Origin of the sequence: Bacillus sp. LM 4-2 (assembly GCF_000978495.1) — a bacterium.
Lineage (GTDB): Bacteria > Bacillota > Bacilli > Bacillales > Bacillaceae > Bacillus > Bacillus subtilis.
In genome coordinates, this window is sequence record NZ_CP011101.1 from 1,720,813 (window position 1) to 1,740,833 (window position 20,021).

Consider the following 20,021-nt stretch of genomic DNA (forward strand, 5'->3'; position numbering starts at 1 on the left):
TAGAAGAGAGTAAGGCGCTATCAGCCTGCTCTCTTCTGTTACGTCCGAATAATTTGGAGTGAAAACAGTGAAGATAATTGTTCAAAAGTTCGGCGGAACATCAGTAAAAGATGATAAAGGCCGCAAACTGGCTTTAGGGCATATTAAAGAAGCAATCAGTGAAGGATATAAGGTTGTCGTTGTCGTTTCAGCGATGGGCCGAAAAGGAGACCCGTATGCAACAGATTCTTTGCTCGGGCTGCTTTACGGCGATCAGTCAGCGATTTCTCCTAGGGAGCAGGATTTGCTTTTATCTTGCGGAGAGACTATTTCCTCTGTCGTCTTTACAAGCATGCTGCTTGATAACGGTGTGAAAGCAGCTGCGCTGACAGGGGCTCAGGCTGGCTTTTTAACGAATGATCAGCATACCAATGCGAAAATCATTGAAATGAAACCGGAGCGTTTATTCAGTGTGCTCGCCAATCATGATGCGGTAGTCGTCGCAGGCTTCCAGGGCGCAACTGAAAAGGGTGATACAACAACAATCGGCAGAGGGGGCAGCGATACGTCTGCAGCCGCACTCGGAGCAGCTGTTGATGCGGAATACATCGATATTTTCACCGATGTAGAAGGCGTGATGACTGCTGACCCAAGAGTGGTGGAAAATGCAAAACCGCTTCCTGTTGTGACGTATACAGAAATCTGCAACCTGGCGTATCAGGGGGCCAAGGTCATTCATCCGCGTGCGGTGGAAATCGCAATGCAGGCCAAGGTTCCGATCCGCGTCCGTTCGACTTATTCGAATGATAAAGGTACATTGGTGACATCACATCACTCTTCCAAGGTCGGCAGTGATGTTTTTGAAAGGCTGATTACGGGAATCGCCCATGTCAAAGATGTCACGCAGTTCAAAGTGCCTGCGAAAATCGGCCAGTATAACGTTCAGACTGAAGTGTTCAAGGCTATGGCAAATGCTGGAATCAGTGTCGATTTCTTTAACATTACACCTAGTGAAATCGTCTATACGGTAGCCGGAAATAAAACAGAAACAGCTCAGCGTATTTTAATGGATATGGGCTATGATCCAATGGTGACGAGAAACTGCGCGAAGGTATCGGCGGTCGGCGCGGGCATTATGGGTGTTCCCGGTGTTACGTCCAAAATTGTATCGGCTCTTTCAGAAAAAGAAATTCCGATCCTTCAGTCGGCTGACAGCCATACGACGATATGGGTGCTCGTCCATGAAGCGGATATGGTTCCTGCTGTAAACGCTTTGCATGAAGTGTTTGAACTTTCGAAGTAAATGTGATTGAATCATGATGAGGTGAATAAAATGAATTTCGGAAATGTGTCTACAGCGATGATTACACCCTTTGACAATAAAGGGAACGTAGACTTTCAAAAACTGTCTACACTGATTGATTACTTGTTGAAAAACGGAACGGATTCTTTAGTAGTAGCGGGAACAACTGGAGAATCTCCGACCCTTTCAACTGAAGAAAAAATTGCGCTTTTTGAATATACGGTAAAAGAAGTAAACGGACGGGTGCCCGTTATCGCTGGTACTGGAAGCAACAACACGAAAGATTCCATTAAGCTGACAAAAAAAGCTGAGGAAGCGGGCGTGGACGCTGTTATGCTTGTTACCCCGTATTACAATAAACCTTCTCAAGAAGGAATGTACCAGCATTTTAAAGCAATTGCGGCAGAGACATCTCTTCCGGTTATGCTCTATAATGTTCCTGGCCGTACGGTTGCTTCTCTTGCTCCTGAAACGACGATCCGTTTGGCGGCAGACATTCCGAATGTGGTTGCGATTAAAGAAGCGAGCGGAGACCTCGAAGCGATTACAAAAATTATTGCTGAAACACCTGAAGACTTCTATGTCTATTCAGGGGATGACGCTCTGACGCTTCCAATTCTTTCAGTTGGAGGAAGAGGAGTTGTATCAGTGGCGAGCCATATTGCAGGCACTGATATGCAGCAAATGATCAAAAATTATACGAATGGGCAAACAGCTAATGCGGCACTGATCCATCAGAAACTGCTGCCGATTATGAAGGAACTGTTTAAAGCGCCTAATCCTGCTCCAGTCAAAACAGCGCTTCAGCTGAGAGGTCTTGATGTCGGTTCTGTGCGTCTGCCTCTAGTCCCGTTAACTGAGGATGAACGTCTGAGCTTAAGCAGCACGATCAGCGAACTGTAAGAAAATTTCATACAGTGAAACAAACGCGGTCATTCTCACATTCAGCTGAGTTTGACCGTTTCTTTTACATATTGGTTTTCCCTAAACCTTCTGCTTTATCTTGTTTTCTAAATTTACTTTCAGTTATAATAGGAACAAGTGATGATGGACGGGTATGAGACTAGGAGGATATAGATTTTGAAAAAGAAAAATACAGAAAACGTTAGAATTATCGCCCTTGGCGGTGTCGGAGAGATTGGGAAGAACCTTTATGTCATTGAAATTGACTCAGACATATTTGTCGTTGATGCCGGCCTTATGCATCCAGAAAACGAAATGCTCGGTATTGATGTAGTGATTCCTGACATATCATATTTGATTGAACGGGCTGACCGCGTCAAGGCAATCTTTTTAACGCACGGGCACGATGAAAATATCGGCGGCGTTTTTTACTTATTAAACAAGCTGTCCGTTCCAGTGTACGGAACAAAACTGACGCTTGCACTGTTAAGAGAGAAATTAAAACAATATGGACATAACCGAAAAACTGATTTAAGAGAAATTCACTCCAAATCTGTCATTACATTTGAATCAACAAAAGTATCGTTCTTTAGAACGATTCACAGCATTCCTGATTCTGTAGGTGTGAGCTTTAAAACATCACTTGGATCTATTGTATGCACGGGAGACTTCAAATTTGACCAAACACCTGCACTTAATCAGACGTGCGACATTGGCGAGATCGCCAAGATCGGCAATAGCGGCGTGCTCGCTCTGCTTTCTGACAGTGCAAATGCGGAACGGCCGGGTTACACCCCTTCAGAAGCGGCTGTCAGCGGAGAAATTTCGGATGCGCTGTATAATTCACAGAACCGGGTGATTATTGCTGTTTTCGCATCCAATATTAACCGGATTCAGCAAGTCATTCATGCAGCGGCTCAAAATGGCAGAAAGATTGCCGTAGCCGGAAAAAATCTTCAATCTGTCCTGCAGCTCGCGAGAAAGTTAGGATACATTGAAGCAGATGATGAATTGTTTATTTCTGTACAGGATGTCAAAAAATATCCGAAGCGCGAAGTGGCCATTATTACAGCCGGAAGCCAAGGTGAACCATTAGCTGCTTTGACAAGAATGGCAAACAAAGCTCACAAACAGCTGAACATTGAAGAAGGGGATACGGTGGTCATTGCGTCAACTCCGATTCCCGGGCAGGAACTCATTTACTCTAAAACAGTAGATCTTCTTGCAAGAGCCGGTGCACAAGTCATCTTTGCCCAAAAGCGTGTTCATGTATCAGGCCACGGCTCACAAGAAGAGTTAAAGCTGATGATCAACCTGCTTAAACCAAAATATTTGATTCCTGTAAACGGCGAATACAGAATGCAAAAAGCTCATTCAAAAATCGCTGAAGAAACCGGCATGAAGCGCAGTGACATCTTCTTAATTGAAAAAGGAGACGTTGTTGAATTCCGCGGCCAAAACGTAAAAATTGGGGATAAAGTTCCTTACGGCAATATTTTAATTGATGGTTTAGGTGTCGGTGATATCGGCAATATCGTATTGAGAGACCGCCGCTTGCTTTCACAGGACGGAATTTTAATCGTTGTCATTACACTTGATAAACAAAAGAAACATCTTGTATCAGGACCAGAAATTATCACTCGCGGCTTTGTTTATGTAAGAGAGTCTGAAGGTCTTATCGTACAGGCTACTGAGCTTGTCCGGTCTATCGTGACAGAAGCGACTGAAACATCAAATGTCGAATGGTCAACGCTGAAGCAGGCAATGCGGGATGCTTTGAACCAATTCCTTTATGAAAAAACGAAACGTAAACCGATGATCATCCCAATTATTATGGAAGTATAATGACTGACTAAAGGCCGGAGCTGCTCCGGTCTTTATTTTTTGTCCTTCAAGCCGGGATTGAATGAAGTATCTTTGTTCATAATACAAAGAGAAACTCGGAAAGGATGAAAGCGAGATGGATCATCGTATGGAAAACACAGAAGAAGAGCGTCCTGAAAAAAATGATGCGAAGGACAGCATTATGAATAAAATACAGCAGCTTGGTGAAACGACGCTTCCTCAGCTGCCCCAAGATACAAATATTCATTGTCTGACCATTATCGGACAAATTGAAGGCCATGTTCAGCTTCCTCCGCAAAACAAAACAACAAAATATGAACATGTCATCCCGCAGATTGTGGCAATTGAACAAAATCCCAAAATTGAAGGCTTGCTGATCATATTAAATACTGTCGGAGGAGATGTTGAAGCTGGTCTTGCCATAGCGGAAATGCTTGCATCTTTATCGAAACCGACCGTTTCTATCGTGCTTGGCGGGGGGCATTCAATCGGCGTTCCGATTGCTGTATCCTGTGATTACAGCTATATCGCCGAAACAGCAACGATGACGATTCATCCAGTTAGGCTCACCGGGCTGGTCATCGGGGTGCCGCAAACGTTTGAATACCTGGATAAGATGCAAGAAAGAGTTGTTAAATTTGTGACAAGCCATTCCAATATAACCGAAGAGAAGTTTAAAGAGCTAATGTTTTCAAAAGGAAACTTAACACGCGATATCGGAACAAATGTAGTCGGTAAGGATGCAGTTAAATACGGATTGATCGATCACGCAGGCGGTGTCGGACAGGCAATCAATAAACTGAATGAGCTCATCGATGAAGCAAGGAAAGAAGAAGGACGGATGATTCAATGATTCTTTATACCGTGATGCCGCAGGAAATTGTGTTTGCAGAACAGAACCAAGAGACAAGCGCACATGAGCAAATTGAATATAAAGGTGTACCGCTTCTAGTCGAAATGAAAGGGAATGAAGCGGAAGTCATTCAAATCATGAGCACCAATCCAATGCATTTTCTGCATCCGGACATTTCACCGGGACAAAAGCTGAAATTAAACGTATAAGAATCCAACCCTTTTTTAAGGGCAAAATATGCTATAATAGGGGAATCCTACAGAAAAAACGCAGCCTGTAAACGGCTGCTTTCTTCATTATGTATGAACTTACATTTTTTAACGCAGTAAGGTGATGAGTGTGGCAAAGAAAAAACGAAAATCAAGAAAAAAACAGGCGAAACAGCTCAATATAAAATACGAGCTCAACGGATTGCTGTGTATAGCCATTTCAATTATCGCAATCTTGCAGCTGGGGGTAGTCGGGCAAACGTTTATCTATTTGTTCCGCTTTTTTGCTGGAGAGTGGTTTATTTTATGCTTGTTAGGTTTATTGGCGTTAGGAGTCTCGCTGTTTTGGAAGAAGAAAACCCCAAGCCTTTTAACGAGACGAAAGGCCGGGTTGTACTGTATCATCGCAAGCATATTGCTGCTTTCTCATGTGCAGCTATTTAAAAATTTGACGCACAAAGGGTCTATTGAGTCCGCAAGCGTGGTGCGCAATACGTGGGAATTGTTTTTAATGGACATGAATGGCAGCTCTGCTTCACCTGATTTAGGCGGAGGGATGATCGGTGCGCTGCTGTTTGCGGCTTCACACTTTTTGTTTGCGTCGACTGGTTCTCAGATCATGGCGATTGTCATGATTTTGATCGGAATGATCTTAGTCACAGGACGCTCACTGCAAGAAACACTAAAAAAGTGGATGAGCCCGATTGGACGTTTTATAAAAGAGCAATGGTTAGCATTTATTGATGATATGAAATCCTTCAAATCAAATATGCAGTCATCGAAAAAAACGAAAGCACCGAGCAAAAAACAAAAACCGGCCCGCAAAAAACAGCAAATGGAACCGGAGCCTCCTGATGAAGAGGGGGATTATGAAACAGTATCGCCTCTTATTCATTCAGAGCCGATTATCTCAAGCTTTTCTGATCGTAATGAAGAGGAAGAGTCTCCAGTTATAGAAAAGCGCGCCGAACCTGTGTCGAAGCCGCTTCAGGACATCCAACCGGAGACAGGTGATCAGGAAACTGTTTCTGCTCCTCCTATGACCTTTACAGAGCTCGAAAATAAGGATTACGAGATGCCGTCACTGGATTTGCTGGCAGATCCGAAGCATACCGGCCAGCAGGCTGATAAAAAGAATATTTATGAAAATGCGAGAAAGCTTGAACGCACATTCCAAAGCTTTGGCGTAAAGGCGAAAGTCACACAGGTTCATCTCGGACCGGCCGTAACAAAATATGAAGTATATCCTGATGTCGGAGTGAAGGTTAGCAAAATTGTCAATTTAAGCGATGATTTAGCGCTTGCGCTTGCTGCGAAGGATATCAGGATCGAAGCGCCTATACCAGGCAAATCAGCAATCGGAATTGAAGTTCCAAACGCAGAAGTGGCAATGGTTTCGCTGAAAGAAGTGCTGGAGTCTAAATTGAATGACAGACCGGATGCGAAGCTGTTAATTGGACTCGGCCGCAATATTTCAGGTGAAGCTGTATTGGCTGAGTTAAACAAGATGCCCCACCTTTTGGTCGCAGGCGCAACCGGTAGCGGGAAAAGTGTCTGTGTCAACGGCATTATTACAAGTATTTTAATGCGGGCGAAACCGCATGAAGTGAAAATGATGATGATCGATCCTAAAATGGTAGAGCTAAATGTCTACAACGGGATTCCGCATTTGCTTGCTCCTGTTGTAACCGATCCGAAAAAAGCGTCGCAGGCTTTGAAAAAGGTTGTCAATGAAATGGAGCGGCGGTACGAATTATTTTCTCATACGGGTACAAGAAATATTGAAGGATACAATGATTATATAAAACGCGCCAACAATGAAGAAGGAGCGAAACAGCCAGAGCTGCCTTATATTGTTGTCATTGTGGACGAGCTAGCCGATCTCATGATGGTCGCTTCATCTGATGTGGAAGATTCGATTACGAGATTGTCCCAAATGGCGCGGGCTGCCGGCATCCATCTTATTATTGCGACACAGCGGCCATCGGTGGATGTTATCACAGGGGTGATCAAAGCGAACATTCCGTCACGAATCGCGTTCAGCGTATCTTCACAGACGGATTCAAGGACCATTCTTGACATGGGTGGCGCTGAGAAGCTTCTTGGCCGCGGCGATATGCTGTTTTTACCTGTAGGGGCTAACAAACCTGTCCGTGTGCAGGGAGCATTTTTGTCGGATGACGAAGTGGAGAAGGTCGTCGACCATGTGATTACGCAGCAGAAAGCGCAATATCAAGAAGAAATGATTCCTGAGGAGACAACAGAAACTCATTCCGAGGTTACTGATGAACTTTATGATGAAGCTGTTGAATTAATCGTCGGCATGCAGACGGCATCTGTTTCAATGCTGCAAAGAAGATTCAGAATCGGCTATACGAGAGCGGCGCGCCTGATTGACGCAATGGAGGAACGCGGTGTTGTCGGACCGTATGAAGGCAGCAAACCTAGGGAAGTATTATTATCAAAAGAGAAATATGATGAGCTCTCTTCTTAATGAAGGGAGTTCCGCTTTCTGTAGTTGCCAATAATAACATTATGTAAACTGATCACCTTTCTATTTATTTTTTCGACAAAACATGATATAGTTGTCCCAATTGTTCAATAATTTTTATCGAAAGTGGTTTACGGAGGGGAAACATGTCTACAAAAGCTGATAATCGGCACTTGTATTTGAAAGTAATTGAACGAATTAAAGAGGATATAAAAAATGGGATCTACACTGAGAAGGAAAAGCTGCCTTCTGAATTTGAGCTTTCCAAAAAGCTTGGTGTCAGCAGAGCGACGCTAAGAGAAGCCTTGCGGATACTGGAAGAAGAGCATGTGATTATCAGAAGGCATGGTGTAGGCACTTTTGTCCATTCTAAGCCGTTATTTCTTTCGGGCATTGAACAGCTAAACAGTGTAACGAAGATGATAGAACAGGCGAATATGACCCCTGGCACGATTTTTCTATCATCACAAGTGCTTATGCCGTCTGAAGATGATACGAAGAGATTTCATTTGGCAGAAGGGCAAGAACTTTTTTACCTTGAACGAGTCAGGACAGCTGACGGACAGCCGATTGTGTATTGTATAGACAAAATTCCGATGAATATTTTGCCGAATTCTTTTTCTCATCAGCAAGAATCTATGTTTGACCTGCTTGAGAAAAATTCAGGCTCCGTAATCAGCTATGCAGTAACTGATATAGAACCGATCGGCTATCACGATACCATTTCTCCCGTACTTGAATGCGATCCGGAAACAGCTCTTTTGCTGTTAAAACAAACCCATTACGATCAGCACGATAAACCGGTGCTTTATTCTTTAAATTATTTTAGAGCGGATAAATTCAGATTTCATGTTTTGCGTAAACGATTCTAAAAACGGACGCCTGTATGTGTCTGTTTTTTTATTTGCACTGATTCATGTTTCTTTGTACATACTTTCATTCCGGTTAACGCACTATATAAGAGATGACAAGAAAGTGAATGGGTGAAAATGTTGAGAGAGAAAAATGGAATGAAAAATATTATTGCATTGTCTTCCGTCCCGCTTGTGATGACACTCGGGAACTCCATGCTGATTCCTGTTCTTCCGATGATGGAGAAAAAGCTGTCTGTGACTTCATTTCAAGTATCTTTAATCATTACTGTATATTCAGTAGTAGCAATTATTTGCATTCCGATTGCCGGATATTTGTCGGATCGTTTCGGGAGAAAAAAAATATTGCTTCCATGCCTCCTCATTGCAGGATTGGGGGGAGCCGTAGCTGCTTTTGCCTCGACCTATATGAAAAATCCTTATGCTATGATCTTGGCGGGGCGGGTTCTTCAGGGCATTGGTTCTGCAGGTGCCGCTCCGATCGTCATGCCGTTTATCGGCGACTTGTTTAAAGGAGACGATGAAAAGGTCAGCGCTGGTCTTGGCGATATTGAAACCGCCAACACGTCAGGGAAGGTACTGAGTCCCATACTTGGAGCCTTACTGGCTTCTTGGTATTGGTTTGTACCGTTTTGGTTTATTCCGTTTTTCTGTTTGATCAGCTTTTTGCTCGTATTGTTTTTGGTGGCCAAGCCTGAAGAAGATGAAGATGCGCCTGCTGTTTCTGAGTTTATTAAGAGTGTGAAGAAAATTTTTAAACAGGATGGTCGCTGGCTTTATACGGTCTTCATTATCGGGTGTGTCATTATGTTTTTGTTATTTGGCGTATTATTTTATTTATCAGATACGCTGGAGAACAAGTATGCTATTGACGGAGTAGCTAAAGGCGGATTACTGGCAATCCCACTTTTGTTTTTGTCAACCAGTTCTTTTATAGCTGGCAAAAAGATCGGTAAAGATAAAGGCCGAATGAAATTTTGCGTTGTTACAGGAATGATTCTGTTAACCCTTTCGTTTATTGCCTTGTGGTGGAACCACAGTTTTTATTTTTTATTTGTCTTTTTAAGCTTTGGCGGGATTGGGATTGGAATGGCTCTTCCTGCTTTAGATGCATTAATAACCGAAGGGATTGAAAGTGAACAATGCGGAACCATTTCCTCCTTCTACAATAGCATGCGCTTTATAGGAGTAGCTCTCGGTCCACCTGTTTTTGCTGCATTAATGTCTAATGCAAACTGGATTATTTTCATACTCTCGGCGTTTTGCAGCATCGTTTCTTTATTTTTAGTGCTCTTTACTGTAGATGCTAAAAAAAGTGAAGAAGAAGAAAAAAACTTAGGGACGGTCTAGCCAACCGTCTTTTTTTGCGCTTCCTTGCACAGTTTACAACTGTACCTATACAGCATGCGGAGGTTATTGTTTCCTTATAAATCCTACAGTTGCTATAATTACATGAAAGAGTGTTTCTGCGGATGCTGAAAATTGGTCATAATACATACTAATTAAGAAATGAACGAAGGAGGTTCCATATGTCATATGTTAATGAACTCAAATCAAAGCACGGCGGTTTAACCGCACATATTGTAAAAACAGAAAAATTCAAAACCGTCTCGCTTATTTTTAAGATGCTTGCGCCGCTGACAAAGGATCAAGTCACCAAAAGAGCGCTTCTCCCGCATGTGCTTCTTCGCGGAACGAAAAGCCATCCGAAAACCGCAGAATTGCGTTCATACTTGGATGAGCTGTACGGCACGTCAGTATCGGCTGATCTTACGAAAAAAGGAGAGCGGCACGTCATTACGTTCAGGCTTGAAATTCCGAATGAAAAATATTTAAAAGACCAAACGCCGCTACTTGAGAAAGGGCTCCAGCTTCTCGCAGAAATCGTCTTTTCACCTGCTTTGGAGGGAGACGCTTTTCAGTCACAATATGTGGCTCAAGAAAAACGGACGCTTAAGCAAAGAATCCAAGCCGTCTATGATGATAAAATGCGCTATTCGAATTTAAGGCTGATACAGGAAATGTGCAAAAATGAGCCTTACGCGCTTCATGTCAATGGTGAAATCGACGATGTCGATGACATTACGGCAGAGCAATTATACGAAACATACCAAAGCGCTATCCAAAAAGACCAGCTTGATTTATATGTAGTTGGCGATGTGGACAGTAACCAGGTACATTCGGCAATTGATAAGTATTTCAAAACAGAAGAGCGAACTCTTGGCACGATTGAAAACAATCACGCTGATGAAAAAGTTCAGCCAAAAGAAGTAATTGATGAAGAGGATGTCAAGCAAGGAAAACTGAATATCGGCTACCGCACCAGCATCACTTATACAGATCAGGATTATCCTGCTTTACAAGTGTTTAACGGATTGTTCGGCGGATTCTCTCATTCTAAACTTTTCATTAATGTTCGGGAAAAAGCCAGTCTTGCTTACTACGCGGCTTCGCGTATAGAAAGTTTTAAAGGCTTGTTAATGGTGATGTCAGGCATTGAAGTGAAAAATTTTGAACAGGCGGTTTCGATTATTGCTGAGCAATTCCAGGCAATGAAAAATGGCGATTTCAGTGAGCAGGATATAGCACAGACAAAGGCCGTTATTCGAAATCAAGTGCTGGAAACGATTGATACAGCATACGGTTTATCTGAGTTTTTATATCAGCAGGCCGCTGCTCAAGTCGAGATTCCTATCGAAGACTTTCTTGCCAATATTGAGAATGTCACAAAAGAGGATATCATTAAAGCCGGCGAAAAGATTCAGCTTGATACGACTTATTTCTTAAAAGGGACGGAGGGTGCATCTTGATCAAACCAATCGAATATGAACAGCTTCAGGAGACGCTGTATCATGAAAAAATGTCCAACGGCCTTGATGTTTACGTTTTGCCGAAAAAAGGCTTCAACAAGACATATGCGGTCTTTACAACAAAGTACGGCTCGATAGATAACCGGTTTGTCCCTTTAGGTAAAAACGAGATGGTTCACGTGCCGGACGGGATTGCTCACTTTCTTGAGCACAAGCTGTTTGAGAAAGCGGACGGAGACGTTTTTCAAGATTTCAGTAAACAGGGGGCTTCTGCCAATGCGTTTACGTCATTTACAAGAACGGCTTACCTTTTCTCAAGCACATCAAATGTTGAACGCAATTTAGAGACGCTTATCGATTTTGTACAGGACCCATATTTTACTGAAAAAACGGTTGAAAAGGAAAAAGGGATTATCGGGCAGGAGATTAATATGTACGACGATAACCCTGATTGGAGGCTTTACTTCGGGGTCATTGAAAATATGTACAAAGAGCATCCTGTCAGAATTGACATAGCGGGAACAGTGGAAAGCATTTCACATATTACAAAAGACCTTCTTTATGAATGCTATGAAACGTTTTATCACCCGAGTAACATGCTCCTTTTCATTGTCGGACCTGTAGATCCTGAAGCGATTATTTCTCAGGTAAGAGAAAACCAGGGGAAAAAGCCGTATACTGATCAGCCGGAGATCAAACGGGAAGAAGTGAAAGAGCAAGAAGCGGTTTTCAGAAAAGAAAAAGAGATCAAAATGAACGTGCAGGGACCGAAATGCCTTGTCGGGCTGAAATCAAAAAATCCGTTTAAATTAGGCAAAGAGCTCTTAAAGCATGAACTTTCAATGAACTTATTGCTTGAAGCTCTTTTTGGCAAAAGCTCTGCCCAATATGAATCACTTTATGAAAAAGGATATATTGACGAAACGTTCAGCTTTGATTTTACTGCTGAATATGGGTTCGGTTTTGCGGCGATCGGCGGAGATACGCCTGAGCCTGATCAATTGGCTGAAGACATTTCAAGCATGCTTTTGCGCGCCGGTGAACTGATTACTGCTGAAAAGATTGAACTTGCCAGAAAGAAAAAGATCGGCACATTCTTAAAAGCGCTGAATTCCCCTGAATACATCGCCAATCAATTTACCCGTTATGCGTTCTTGGATATGAGCCTGTTTGACGTTGTAACCGTACTCGAGCAGATTACCCTCGAGGATGTCCAGAACGTAATACAAGAGGAAATTGCTGCAGACAGACTGACTGTCTGCAAGGTTGTTCCTAAATCATAAACAAAACATCCCTCCAGTGTGAGGGGTGTTTTTCTGCGGAAAGAAGGAAAGAGGATGAACAAAACAGCACTAATCACCGGAGCAAGCGGCGGCATTGGCAAAAGCATCAGCGAAACCCTTGCAGCTAGAGGGTACAATCTGCTGCTGCATTACAATACAAATCAAAACGCGGCAGCGGAGCTTGCTGAAAAACTAAGTGAGATGTTTGGCGTAAATGCTGAGATATTACAAGCTGATCTGTCCGCGCAAGATGGGGCAGATAAGCTGACAAGTTCAATTGTTCAGCCGATTGATGCGATTGTTTTAAACAGCGGAAGAAGCCATTTTGGGCTGATTACGGATGTAGATAACGCAACGGTCCAGGAAATGGTTCAGCTTCATGTGGCGAGTCCGTATATGCTGACGAGAAACCTTCTGCCAGGCATGATTCGGAATAAATCGGGAGCGATTGTGGCTGTCAGCTCGATTTGGGGAGAGACTGGAGCATCCTGTGAAGTGCTGTACAGCATGGCAAAAGGAGCTCAGCATTCATTTGTAAAAGGATTGGCTAAGGAGCTGGCGCCAAGCGGAATCAGAGTAAACGCCGTAGCGCCGGGCGCAGTTGATACAAATATGATGAATCAATTTACCCCGGCTGAAAAAGAAGAGATCGCTGATGAGATTCCGATCGGCCGGCTGGCCCGGCCGCAAGAAATTGCGGAGGCAACAGCTTTTCTCCTGTCTGAAAAAGCGTCATATATCACCGGCCAAATTCTGTCGGTGAATGGCGGCTGGCACTGCTGATCCGAAAATATTCGGTGTATAGTTTCTTTTGCGAAGGACACAATAATCTTGTAACTTCACATGAAATGGAGGAAACAAGCATGTCAGTATTAGAAAACTGGGATAGCTGGAAAAACTTCCTTGGCGACCGTCTGAACTATGCGCAAGATAAAGGTATGAGCCAGGATACGATTACAGATCTTGCGACAGAAATCGGCAGCTACTTGGCTAATGAAGTGGAATCTAAGAACGAGCAGGAAAAAGTGCTGGCAGATCTTTGGAGTGTAGCATCAAAAGATGAACAGCACGCCATTGCCAATATGATGGTTAAGCTTGTTGAAAATAACAGCACTCACTAGGAAGAGAGGGATTTTTCCTCTCTTTTTTATGTTTTCCTCATCACAGCAACATTCTTCTTTCTAATTAGAGAAAAATGCTTTATGATAAAGGAAGGTAAAATTTTGCCACAATGAAGGGGGTATATCATTTGGCAAAGCTCGAATGGTATTTTGAATATGAAATTCAAGTGAACCGCCCCGGACTGCTCGGGGATATTTCATCTCTTCTTGGGATGCTTTCTATCAACATCGTAACGATAAACGGCGTCGATCTTTCCAGAAGGGGAATGCTCCTCAGGTGCCGCCATATAGATCAAATTAAACGATTAGAATCAATCTTAAAAACGATGGAAACAATTAAAGTAACGAAGCTTAGAGAACCGAGGCTTCGCGACCGTCTTGCCGTACGCCACGGCCGTTATATTCAACGGGATGCCGATGACAAGAAAACGTTCCGCTTTGAACGGGACGAGCTTGGCTTATTAGTCGATTTTATGGCCGAATTGTTCAAAAAAGAAGGCCATAAATTAATCGGAATCAGAGGTATGCCGCGTGTCGGGAAAACGGAATCGATTGTAGCCTCTAGTGTGTGTGCAAGCAAAAGGTGGCTGTTTGTGTCATCAACCTTGCTGAAGCAGACGATAAGAAGCCAGCTGATTGCCGATGAATACAGCACTGAAAATGTCTTTATCGTTGACGGAATTGTGTCAACACGAAGAGGATCGGAACGCCATCTCCAGCTGGTCCGAGAAATCATGCGGCTTCCGGCAACAAAAGTGGTGGAGCATCCGGACATATTCGTTCAAAATACAGAGTATACACTAGATGACTTTGATTATATTATTGAACTGAGAAATGACCCTGATGAGGTTATTACATATGAACATGCCGAGGAACCCCAAATGTTTGATCAATCCGGGTTTTCAAGCTTTGATTTTTAAAATTGGAAGGTGTTTGTTGTGACTGAACTAGGAATCCGGCTCAAAGAAGCCAGAGAGGAAAAAGCAATGTCATTGGATGATCTCCAAGCGGCAACAAAGATTCAAAAAAGGTATTTAACCGCCTTGGAGGAAGGAAACTATGACATTATTCCGGGGAAGTTTTATGTTCGGGCATTCATCAAGCAATATGCAGAAGCCGTTGGGCTTGATGCGGATCAGCTGTTTGAGGAGCATAAAAAAGATATCCCTAATACGTATCATGATGATGTGTCTGAAAAGATCTCCGGCATGAATCTTCAAAAGGAAATGCCAAAGCCAGCATCTAAGGCGCTGGAGCTGCTGCCAACGATACTTGTTATTCTCGGCGTGATTGTCGTGATTGCCATTGTGTACGCGATCATTCAGTTTGCGAATCACAAAAGCAGTGATTATCACAATGCGGCATCAGAAAAAGCAATTACGCAAAGTGAGAGCAAGTACGAAATCCCTAAAGATTCAACGCTGAAAGAGAATCAAAAGAACAGCTCTGAAAAAGAGACAGACACTAAAAAAGAAACGAAAGAAAACGAAAATAAGAAAGAAGAAAATGACAGTGATAAGCTGGAGATTAAAGCTGCTGGCACTGAAGGATCGTTAACGACTTATGAAGTGTCCGGCGCTGATAAAATCGAGCTGGAACTGAAGGCATCAGACAGCTCCTGGATTCGAGTGCGCGATGAAAACAGCAGCTCTTTAAAAGAAGGAACGCTGAAAAAAGACGAAACCTATAAAAAAGACATAACTGATCAGAAACAAGTTGATATCCGCACCGGATATGCACCTAATCTGAAAATAAAAATCAACGGTAAGGTTCTTTCATATGAACTTGATCCGAAAAAAGTGATGGCACAAACCATAAAGATTGTAAATAAAAAGGAAGAAAAGTCATCTTAATTACCAGATGACTTTTCTTCACGTCCGAGTATGAAATTGGAGGGGCTTTATGTTTAACTTACCAAATAAAATCACACTAGCTAGAATCGCATTAATCCCAATCTTCATGATTATCATGCTGGCGCCGTTTGACTGGGGCAGGCTCGAAGTTGGAGACGAATCGATCCCGGTCGCACATTTGGCGGGGGCCATTCTATTTATTATTGCATCTACAACAGACTGGGTGGACGGGTATTATGCCCGAAAATTAAATCTCGTAACAAACTTCGGGAAATTTCTTGATCCGCTTGCGGACAAACTGCTCGTATCCGCAGCGTTAATTATCCTTGTTCAATTTGATCTCGCTCCAGCTTGGATGGTCATTGTGATTATCAGCAGGGAGTTTGCCGTGACAGGTTTAAGGCTTGTCTTAGCCGGAACAGGAGAAGTCGTAGCTGCTAACATGCTTGGTAAAATCAAAACCTGGGCACAGATTATTGCGGTATCTGCATTGCTTCTTCATAATCTTCCATTTGAACTTGTGTCATTCCCGTTTGCAGACTTGGCGCTGTGGGTAGCCGTCTTCTTTACTGTCGTCTCAGGCTGGGAATATTTCTCTAAAAATTGGGAAGCGTTAAAAACATCTAACTAAGAAAGAAGGACTTCGTCATGGAATTTCCAAAAAAAGCAGAAATAATTGCAGTCGGTTCAGAGTTGCTGCTTGGTCAAATCGCCAATACAAATGCTCAATTTATCAGCAAACAGCTCGCTGAAATCGGGGTCAACGTATTTTATCATACAGCGGTCGGAGATAACCCGGAGCGGCTGAAGCAGGTCATCCGCATTGCTGAAGAACGCTCTGACTTCATTATTTTTTCAGGAGGGCTTGGACCCACAAAAGATGATCTGACGAAAGAAACGATTGCAAATACGCTGGGACGTCCGCTTGTGTTAAATGATGAGGCATTCCAATCCATTGAGGACTATTTCAAACGAACAAAACGCACGATGTCACCTAATAACCGAAAACAGGCGCTTGTGATCGAAGGCTCTGACGTGCTGGCGAATCACTTTGGAATGGCCCCGGGAATGCTCACAGAGCATGAATCGCGCTATTATATGCTTCTTCCTGGACCGCCGAGCGAATTGCGTCCAATGTTTGAAAACGAGGCAAAGCCTCTTCTGCTGAAAAAGATGGGTTCAAATGAAAAAATTGTGTCAACTGTTCTTCGCTTTTTCGGTATCGGTGAATCTCAGCTTGAAGCCGATTTGGAAGATATTATTGATGCACAAACCAATCCGACAATTGCGCCTTTGGCGGCTGATGGAGAGGTGACGCTGCGTCTGACAGCCAAACACGCCGATGAAAAGGAAACAGAGCGTCTGTTAAAAGAAACAGAGGCCGTTATCTTAGAGCGTGTCGGTGAATTTTTCTATGGTTACGATGATACTTCTCTTGTAAAAGAGCTATCTATAGCATGTAAGGAAAAAGGCATAACAATTTCTGCGGCAGAAAGCTTTACCGGAGGGCTGTTTTCTGAATGGCTGACGGATCATAGCGGTGCCTCAAAATTATTTGCCGGGGGCGTTGTTTGCTATACAAACGACGTGAAGCAGAATGTGCTTGGTGTCAAGAAGGAAACATTAGATCGTTTTGGGGCGGTCAGCAAGGAGTGCGCATCCGAACTGGCTAAGGGTGTTCAAAAACTCACTGGCAGCGATATCGGCATTAGCTTTACTGGTGTAGCAGGACCTGATGCTCAAGAAGGGCATGAGCCTGGGCATGTGTTTATCGGCATTTCCGCAAATGGTAAAGAAGAGGTTCACGAGTTTCACTTTGCGGGCTCCAGAACGGGGATCAGAAAACGCGGCGCTAAATACGGCTGCCATTTAATCTTAAAGCTTTTAGAGCAAAAATAATATTTTCAGCACATTATCCTCCTAAGAAAACATGATTTCTCTGATACATTATGATATTTTGATAGGAATCACGCCAAGAAAAAATCCGAATATGCGTTCGCTTTTTTCTTGGCAAATCCCTTCAAACAGGGTATAGTATATGTAGTGGTAACATAAAGGAGGAAAAAATAGAATGAGTGATCGTCAGGCAGCCTTAGATATGGCTCTTAAACAAATAGAAAAACAGTTCGGCAAAGGTTCCATTATGAAACTGGGAGAAAAGACAGATACAAGAATTTCTACTGTACCAAGCGGCTCCCTCGCTCTTGATACAGCACTGGGAATTGGCGGATATCCTCGCGGACGGATTATTGAAGTATACGGTCCTGAAAGCTCAGGTAAAACAACTGTGGCGCTTCATGCGATTGCTGAAGTTCAGCAGCAGGGCGGACAAGCCGCGTTTATCGATGCGGAGCATGCGTTAGATCCGGTATACGCGCAAAAGCTCGGTGTTAACATCGAAGAGCTTTTACTGTCTCAGCCTGACACAGGCGAGCAGGCGCTTGAAATTGCGGAAGCATTGGTTCGAAGCGGGGCAGTTGACATTGTCGTTGTCGACTCTGTAGCCGCTCTCGTTCCGAAAGCGGAAATTGAAGGCGACATGGGAGATTCGCATGTCGGTTTACAAGCACGCTTAATGTCTCAAGCGCTTCGTAAGCTTTCAGGGGCCATTAACAAATCGAAGACAATCGCGATTTTCATTAACCAAATTCGTGAAAAAGTCGGTGTTATGTTCGGGAACCCGGAAACAACACCTGGCGGCCGTGCGTTGAAATTCTATTCTTCCGTGCGTCTTGAAGTGCGCCGTGCTGAACAGCTGAAACAAGGCAACGACGTAATGGGGAACAAAACGAAAATCAAAGTCGTGAAAAACAAGGTGGCTCCGCCGTTCCGTACAGCCGAGGTTGACATTATGTACGGAGAAGGCATTTCAAAAGAAGGCGAAATCATTGATCTAGGAACTGAACTTGATATCGTGCAAAAAAGCGGTTCATGGTACTCTTATGAAGAAGAGCGTCTTGGCCAAGGCCGTGAAAATGCAAAACAATTCCTGAAAGAAAATAAAGATATCATGCTGATGATCCAGGAGCAAATTCGCGAACATTACGGCTTGGATAATAACGGAGTAGTGCAGCAGCAAGCTGAAGAGACACAAGAAGAACTCGAATTTGAAGAATAAAAATAAAATAAGTTTCAAATGATACAAAAGGCTGAGTGAAAAACTCAGCTTTTTTGTATTTTGCAAAAAAATGATAAAAATATTGCTTTTTTTGACAACTTTTTTAGGGCTTTATTCGTCTAACAAAACGTGTGCAAAATGGAATTTATTTTGGGAGGAAAAAATGAATGACAAGCCCAACCCGCAGAAGAACTGCGAAACGCAGACGGAGAAAACTAAATAAAAGAGGAAAACTGTTGTTTGGTCTTTTAGCAGTGATGGTTTGCATTACGATTTGGAATGCTCTTCATCGAAATAGTGAAGAAAACGAACCATCTCAAGAAACTGCAGCGGTTTCAAATACCGATCAGAAAAAAGAGGTCAAAAAGAAAACTGCCAAAAAATCAGAGGAACAAATCAAAACAGTGGATCGAAACCAAAAAATCAGCAATTATTTAAAAGAGATCGGTTTCAGCGGAACAGCCATGATTGTCAGAAATGGAGAAATCGTAACAAATAAAGGTTTTGGCTATGCTGACCGTAAACACTACATTCAAAATAATCCATTGACATCTTTTTATGTCGGTTCATCACAAAAAGCGCTGATTGCAACTGCTATTTTGCAGCTTGAGGAAAAGGGGAAACTTCAGACAAGTGATCCGGTAAGCACGTATTTACCTCATTTTCCCAACGGACAAACGATTACTTTGAAGAATCTGCTTACACATACATCGGGGATAAACGGACATATTGAAGGAAACGGCGCCATTACTCCGGACGATTTAATAAAAGATATAGAACTTCAGGGAATCAAACGTCAGCCGGGCGTATGGGACTACAAGGATTCCAACTATTCTGTTCTTGCTTATATTATTGCTGAAGTAAGCGGTGAGCCCTATGAACAGTACATAAAGAATCATATTTTTAAACCTGCGGGAATGACGCATGCAGGCTTTTACAAAACATATGAAAAAGAACCTTATCCTGCCGTCGGGTATAAGATGGAGGGCAGCAAAACAGTTACACCGTATATACCTGATTTATCCCAGCTGTATGGAGCGGGTGATATTTATATGAGCGCTATAGATATGTACAAATTTGACCAAGCGCTGATAGACGGAAAACTGTATTCGCAAAAAAGCTATGAAAAGATGTTTACGCCAGGGAGCAGCTCCACATACGGCATGGGATTTTATGTTGCTCCCGGAAGCTATTCAAACCATGGTGTTATGCCGGGCTTCAATATCTTGAACAGCTTTAGCAAATCTGGGCAAACCATTGTTATTTTGTTCTCAAACATTCAAAATAATGCTAAATTGGGCCAAGTGAACAATAAAATATACCAGCTTCTAAATCAAGAATGATTGGCGATCTTCTTTTGGATGAATTGCATTCGGCACGT

18 protein-coding genes are annotated in these 20,021 nt (G+C 43.0%); all 18 read left to right on the top strand.

Features of this window, described 5'->3' with window-relative positions; genetic code table 11:
* The first annotated feature begins 67 nt into the window (after window positions 1–67).
* The 18 genes from dapG to bslm_RS08830 all read left to right on the top strand — a co-directional run bounded on the left by dapG (window position 68) and on the right by bslm_RS08830 (window position 19,983).
* Window positions 68–1,282, top strand: a complete 1,215-nt coding sequence (dapG, locus tag bslm_RS08745; RefSeq protein ID WP_015483233.1) for an aspartate kinase — start codon at window positions 68–70, stop codon at window positions 1,280–1,282.
* Window positions 1,283–1,312: 30 nt separating this feature from the next.
* The gene (dapA, locus tag bslm_RS08750; RefSeq protein ID WP_003245816.1) at window positions 1,313–2,185 is read left to right on the top strand and encodes a 4-hydroxy-tetrahydrodipicolinate synthase; all 873 of its coding nucleotides are present in this window, start codon (window positions 1,313–1,315) and stop codon (window positions 2,183–2,185) included.
* 177 nt (window positions 2,186–2,362) lie between these two features.
* Window positions 2,363–4,030 (top strand): ribonuclease J2, encoded by a 1,668-nt coding sequence (gene rnjB / locus bslm_RS08755; protein WP_003231875.1) that lies wholly within the window; start codon window positions 2,363–2,365, stop codon window positions 4,028–4,030.
* Window positions 4,031–4,145: 115 nt separating this feature from the next.
* Entirely contained in the window at window positions 4,146–4,883 is a 738-nt protein-coding gene (gene tepA, locus bslm_RS08760; protein WP_003245712.1) for a translocation-enhancing protein TepA, read from the top strand.
* A complete protein-coding gene (gene tepJ, locus bslm_RS08765) occupies window positions 4,880–5,092 on the top strand; it encodes a YlzJ-like family protein (RefSeq protein WP_003231871.1) in 213 nt (70 codons plus the stop codon). Before tepA ends, tepJ begins: the two co-directional genes overlap by 4 nt.
* A gap of 130 nt (window positions 5,093–5,222) precedes the next feature.
* The gene (spoIIIE, locus tag bslm_RS08770; RefSeq protein WP_046381035.1) at window positions 5,223–7,586 is read left to right on the top strand and encodes a DNA translocase SpoIIIE; all 2,364 of its coding nucleotides are present in this window, start codon (window positions 5,223–5,225) and stop codon (window positions 7,584–7,586) included.
* Between the two features lie 143 nt (window positions 7,587–7,729).
* Window positions 7,730–8,455, top strand: coding sequence for a GntR family transcriptional regulator (locus bslm_RS08775; protein ID WP_003245732.1), 726 nt, complete (start codon window positions 7,730–7,732; stop codon window positions 8,453–8,455).
* A gap of 138 nt (window positions 8,456–8,593) precedes the next feature.
* Window positions 8,594–9,805 carry a bacillibactin exporter BcbE gene (bcbE, locus tag bslm_RS08780; protein WP_031600514.1) on the top strand — a complete coding sequence of 404 codons (1,212 nt, stop codon included), beginning with the start codon at window positions 8,594–8,596 and terminating at the stop codon, window positions 9,803–9,805.
* Between the two features lie 179 nt (window positions 9,806–9,984).
* Entirely contained in the window at window positions 9,985–11,265 is a 1,281-nt protein-coding gene (gene yfmF / locus bslm_RS08785) for an EF-P 5-aminopentanol modification-associated protein YfmF (protein WP_015715896.1), read from the top strand.
* Window positions 11,262–12,548, top strand: a complete 1,287-nt coding sequence (gene yfmH / locus bslm_RS08790) for an EF-P 5-aminopentanol modification-associated protein YfmH (protein WP_003244823.1) — start codon at window positions 11,262–11,264, stop codon at window positions 12,546–12,548. The genes yfmF and yfmH overlap by 4 nt, the downstream gene beginning before the upstream one ends.
* Before the next feature lie 54 nt (window positions 12,549–12,602).
* The gene (gene ymfI / locus bslm_RS08795) at window positions 12,603–13,331 is read left to right on the top strand and encodes an elongation factor P 5-aminopentanone reductase (RefSeq protein ID WP_046381036.1); all 729 of its coding nucleotides are present in this window, start codon (window positions 12,603–12,605) and stop codon (window positions 13,329–13,331) included.
* An 80-nt stretch (window positions 13,332–13,411) separates the two neighbouring features.
* Window positions 13,412–13,669: a DUF3243 domain-containing protein gene (locus bslm_RS08800; RefSeq protein WP_003245199.1), complete on the top strand. Its 258-nt coding sequence runs from the start codon at window positions 13,412–13,414 to the stop codon at window positions 13,667–13,669.
* A 128-nt stretch (window positions 13,670–13,797) separates the two neighbouring features.
* The gene (locus tag bslm_RS08805) at window positions 13,798–14,589 is read left to right on the top strand and encodes a DUF3388 domain-containing protein (protein ID WP_003220998.1); all 792 of its coding nucleotides are present in this window, start codon (window positions 13,798–13,800) and stop codon (window positions 14,587–14,589) included.
* A gap of 18 nt (window positions 14,590–14,607) precedes the next feature.
* Window positions 14,608–15,522: a cell shape determination protein RodZ gene (gene rodZ / locus bslm_RS08810; protein ID WP_046381037.1), complete on the top strand. Its 915-nt coding sequence runs from the start codon at window positions 14,608–14,610 to the stop codon at window positions 15,520–15,522.
* A 49-nt stretch (window positions 15,523–15,571) separates the two neighbouring features.
* Window positions 15,572–16,153 carry a CDP-diacylglycerol--glycerol-3-phosphate 3-phosphatidyltransferase gene (gene pgsA, locus bslm_RS08815; protein ID WP_003244753.1) on the top strand — a complete coding sequence of 194 codons (582 nt, stop codon included), beginning with the start codon at window positions 15,572–15,574 and terminating at the stop codon, window positions 16,151–16,153.
* Between the two features lie 17 nt (window positions 16,154–16,170).
* Complete coding sequence (locus bslm_RS08820) at window positions 16,171–17,421, top strand: competence/damage-inducible protein A (protein WP_003231847.1); 1,251 nt, start codon at window positions 16,171–16,173, stop codon at window positions 17,419–17,421.
* 172 nt (window positions 17,422–17,593) lie between these two features.
* Complete coding sequence (gene recA, locus bslm_RS08825; protein ID WP_003245789.1) at window positions 17,594–18,640, top strand: recombinase RecA; 1,047 nt, start codon at window positions 17,594–17,596, stop codon at window positions 18,638–18,640.
* Between the two features lie 167 nt (window positions 18,641–18,807).
* Window positions 18,808–19,983: a serine hydrolase domain-containing protein gene (locus bslm_RS08830; RefSeq protein WP_003245877.1), complete on the top strand. Its 1,176-nt coding sequence runs from the start codon at window positions 18,808–18,810 to the stop codon at window positions 19,981–19,983.
* Window positions 19,984–20,021 lie beyond the last annotated feature (38 nt).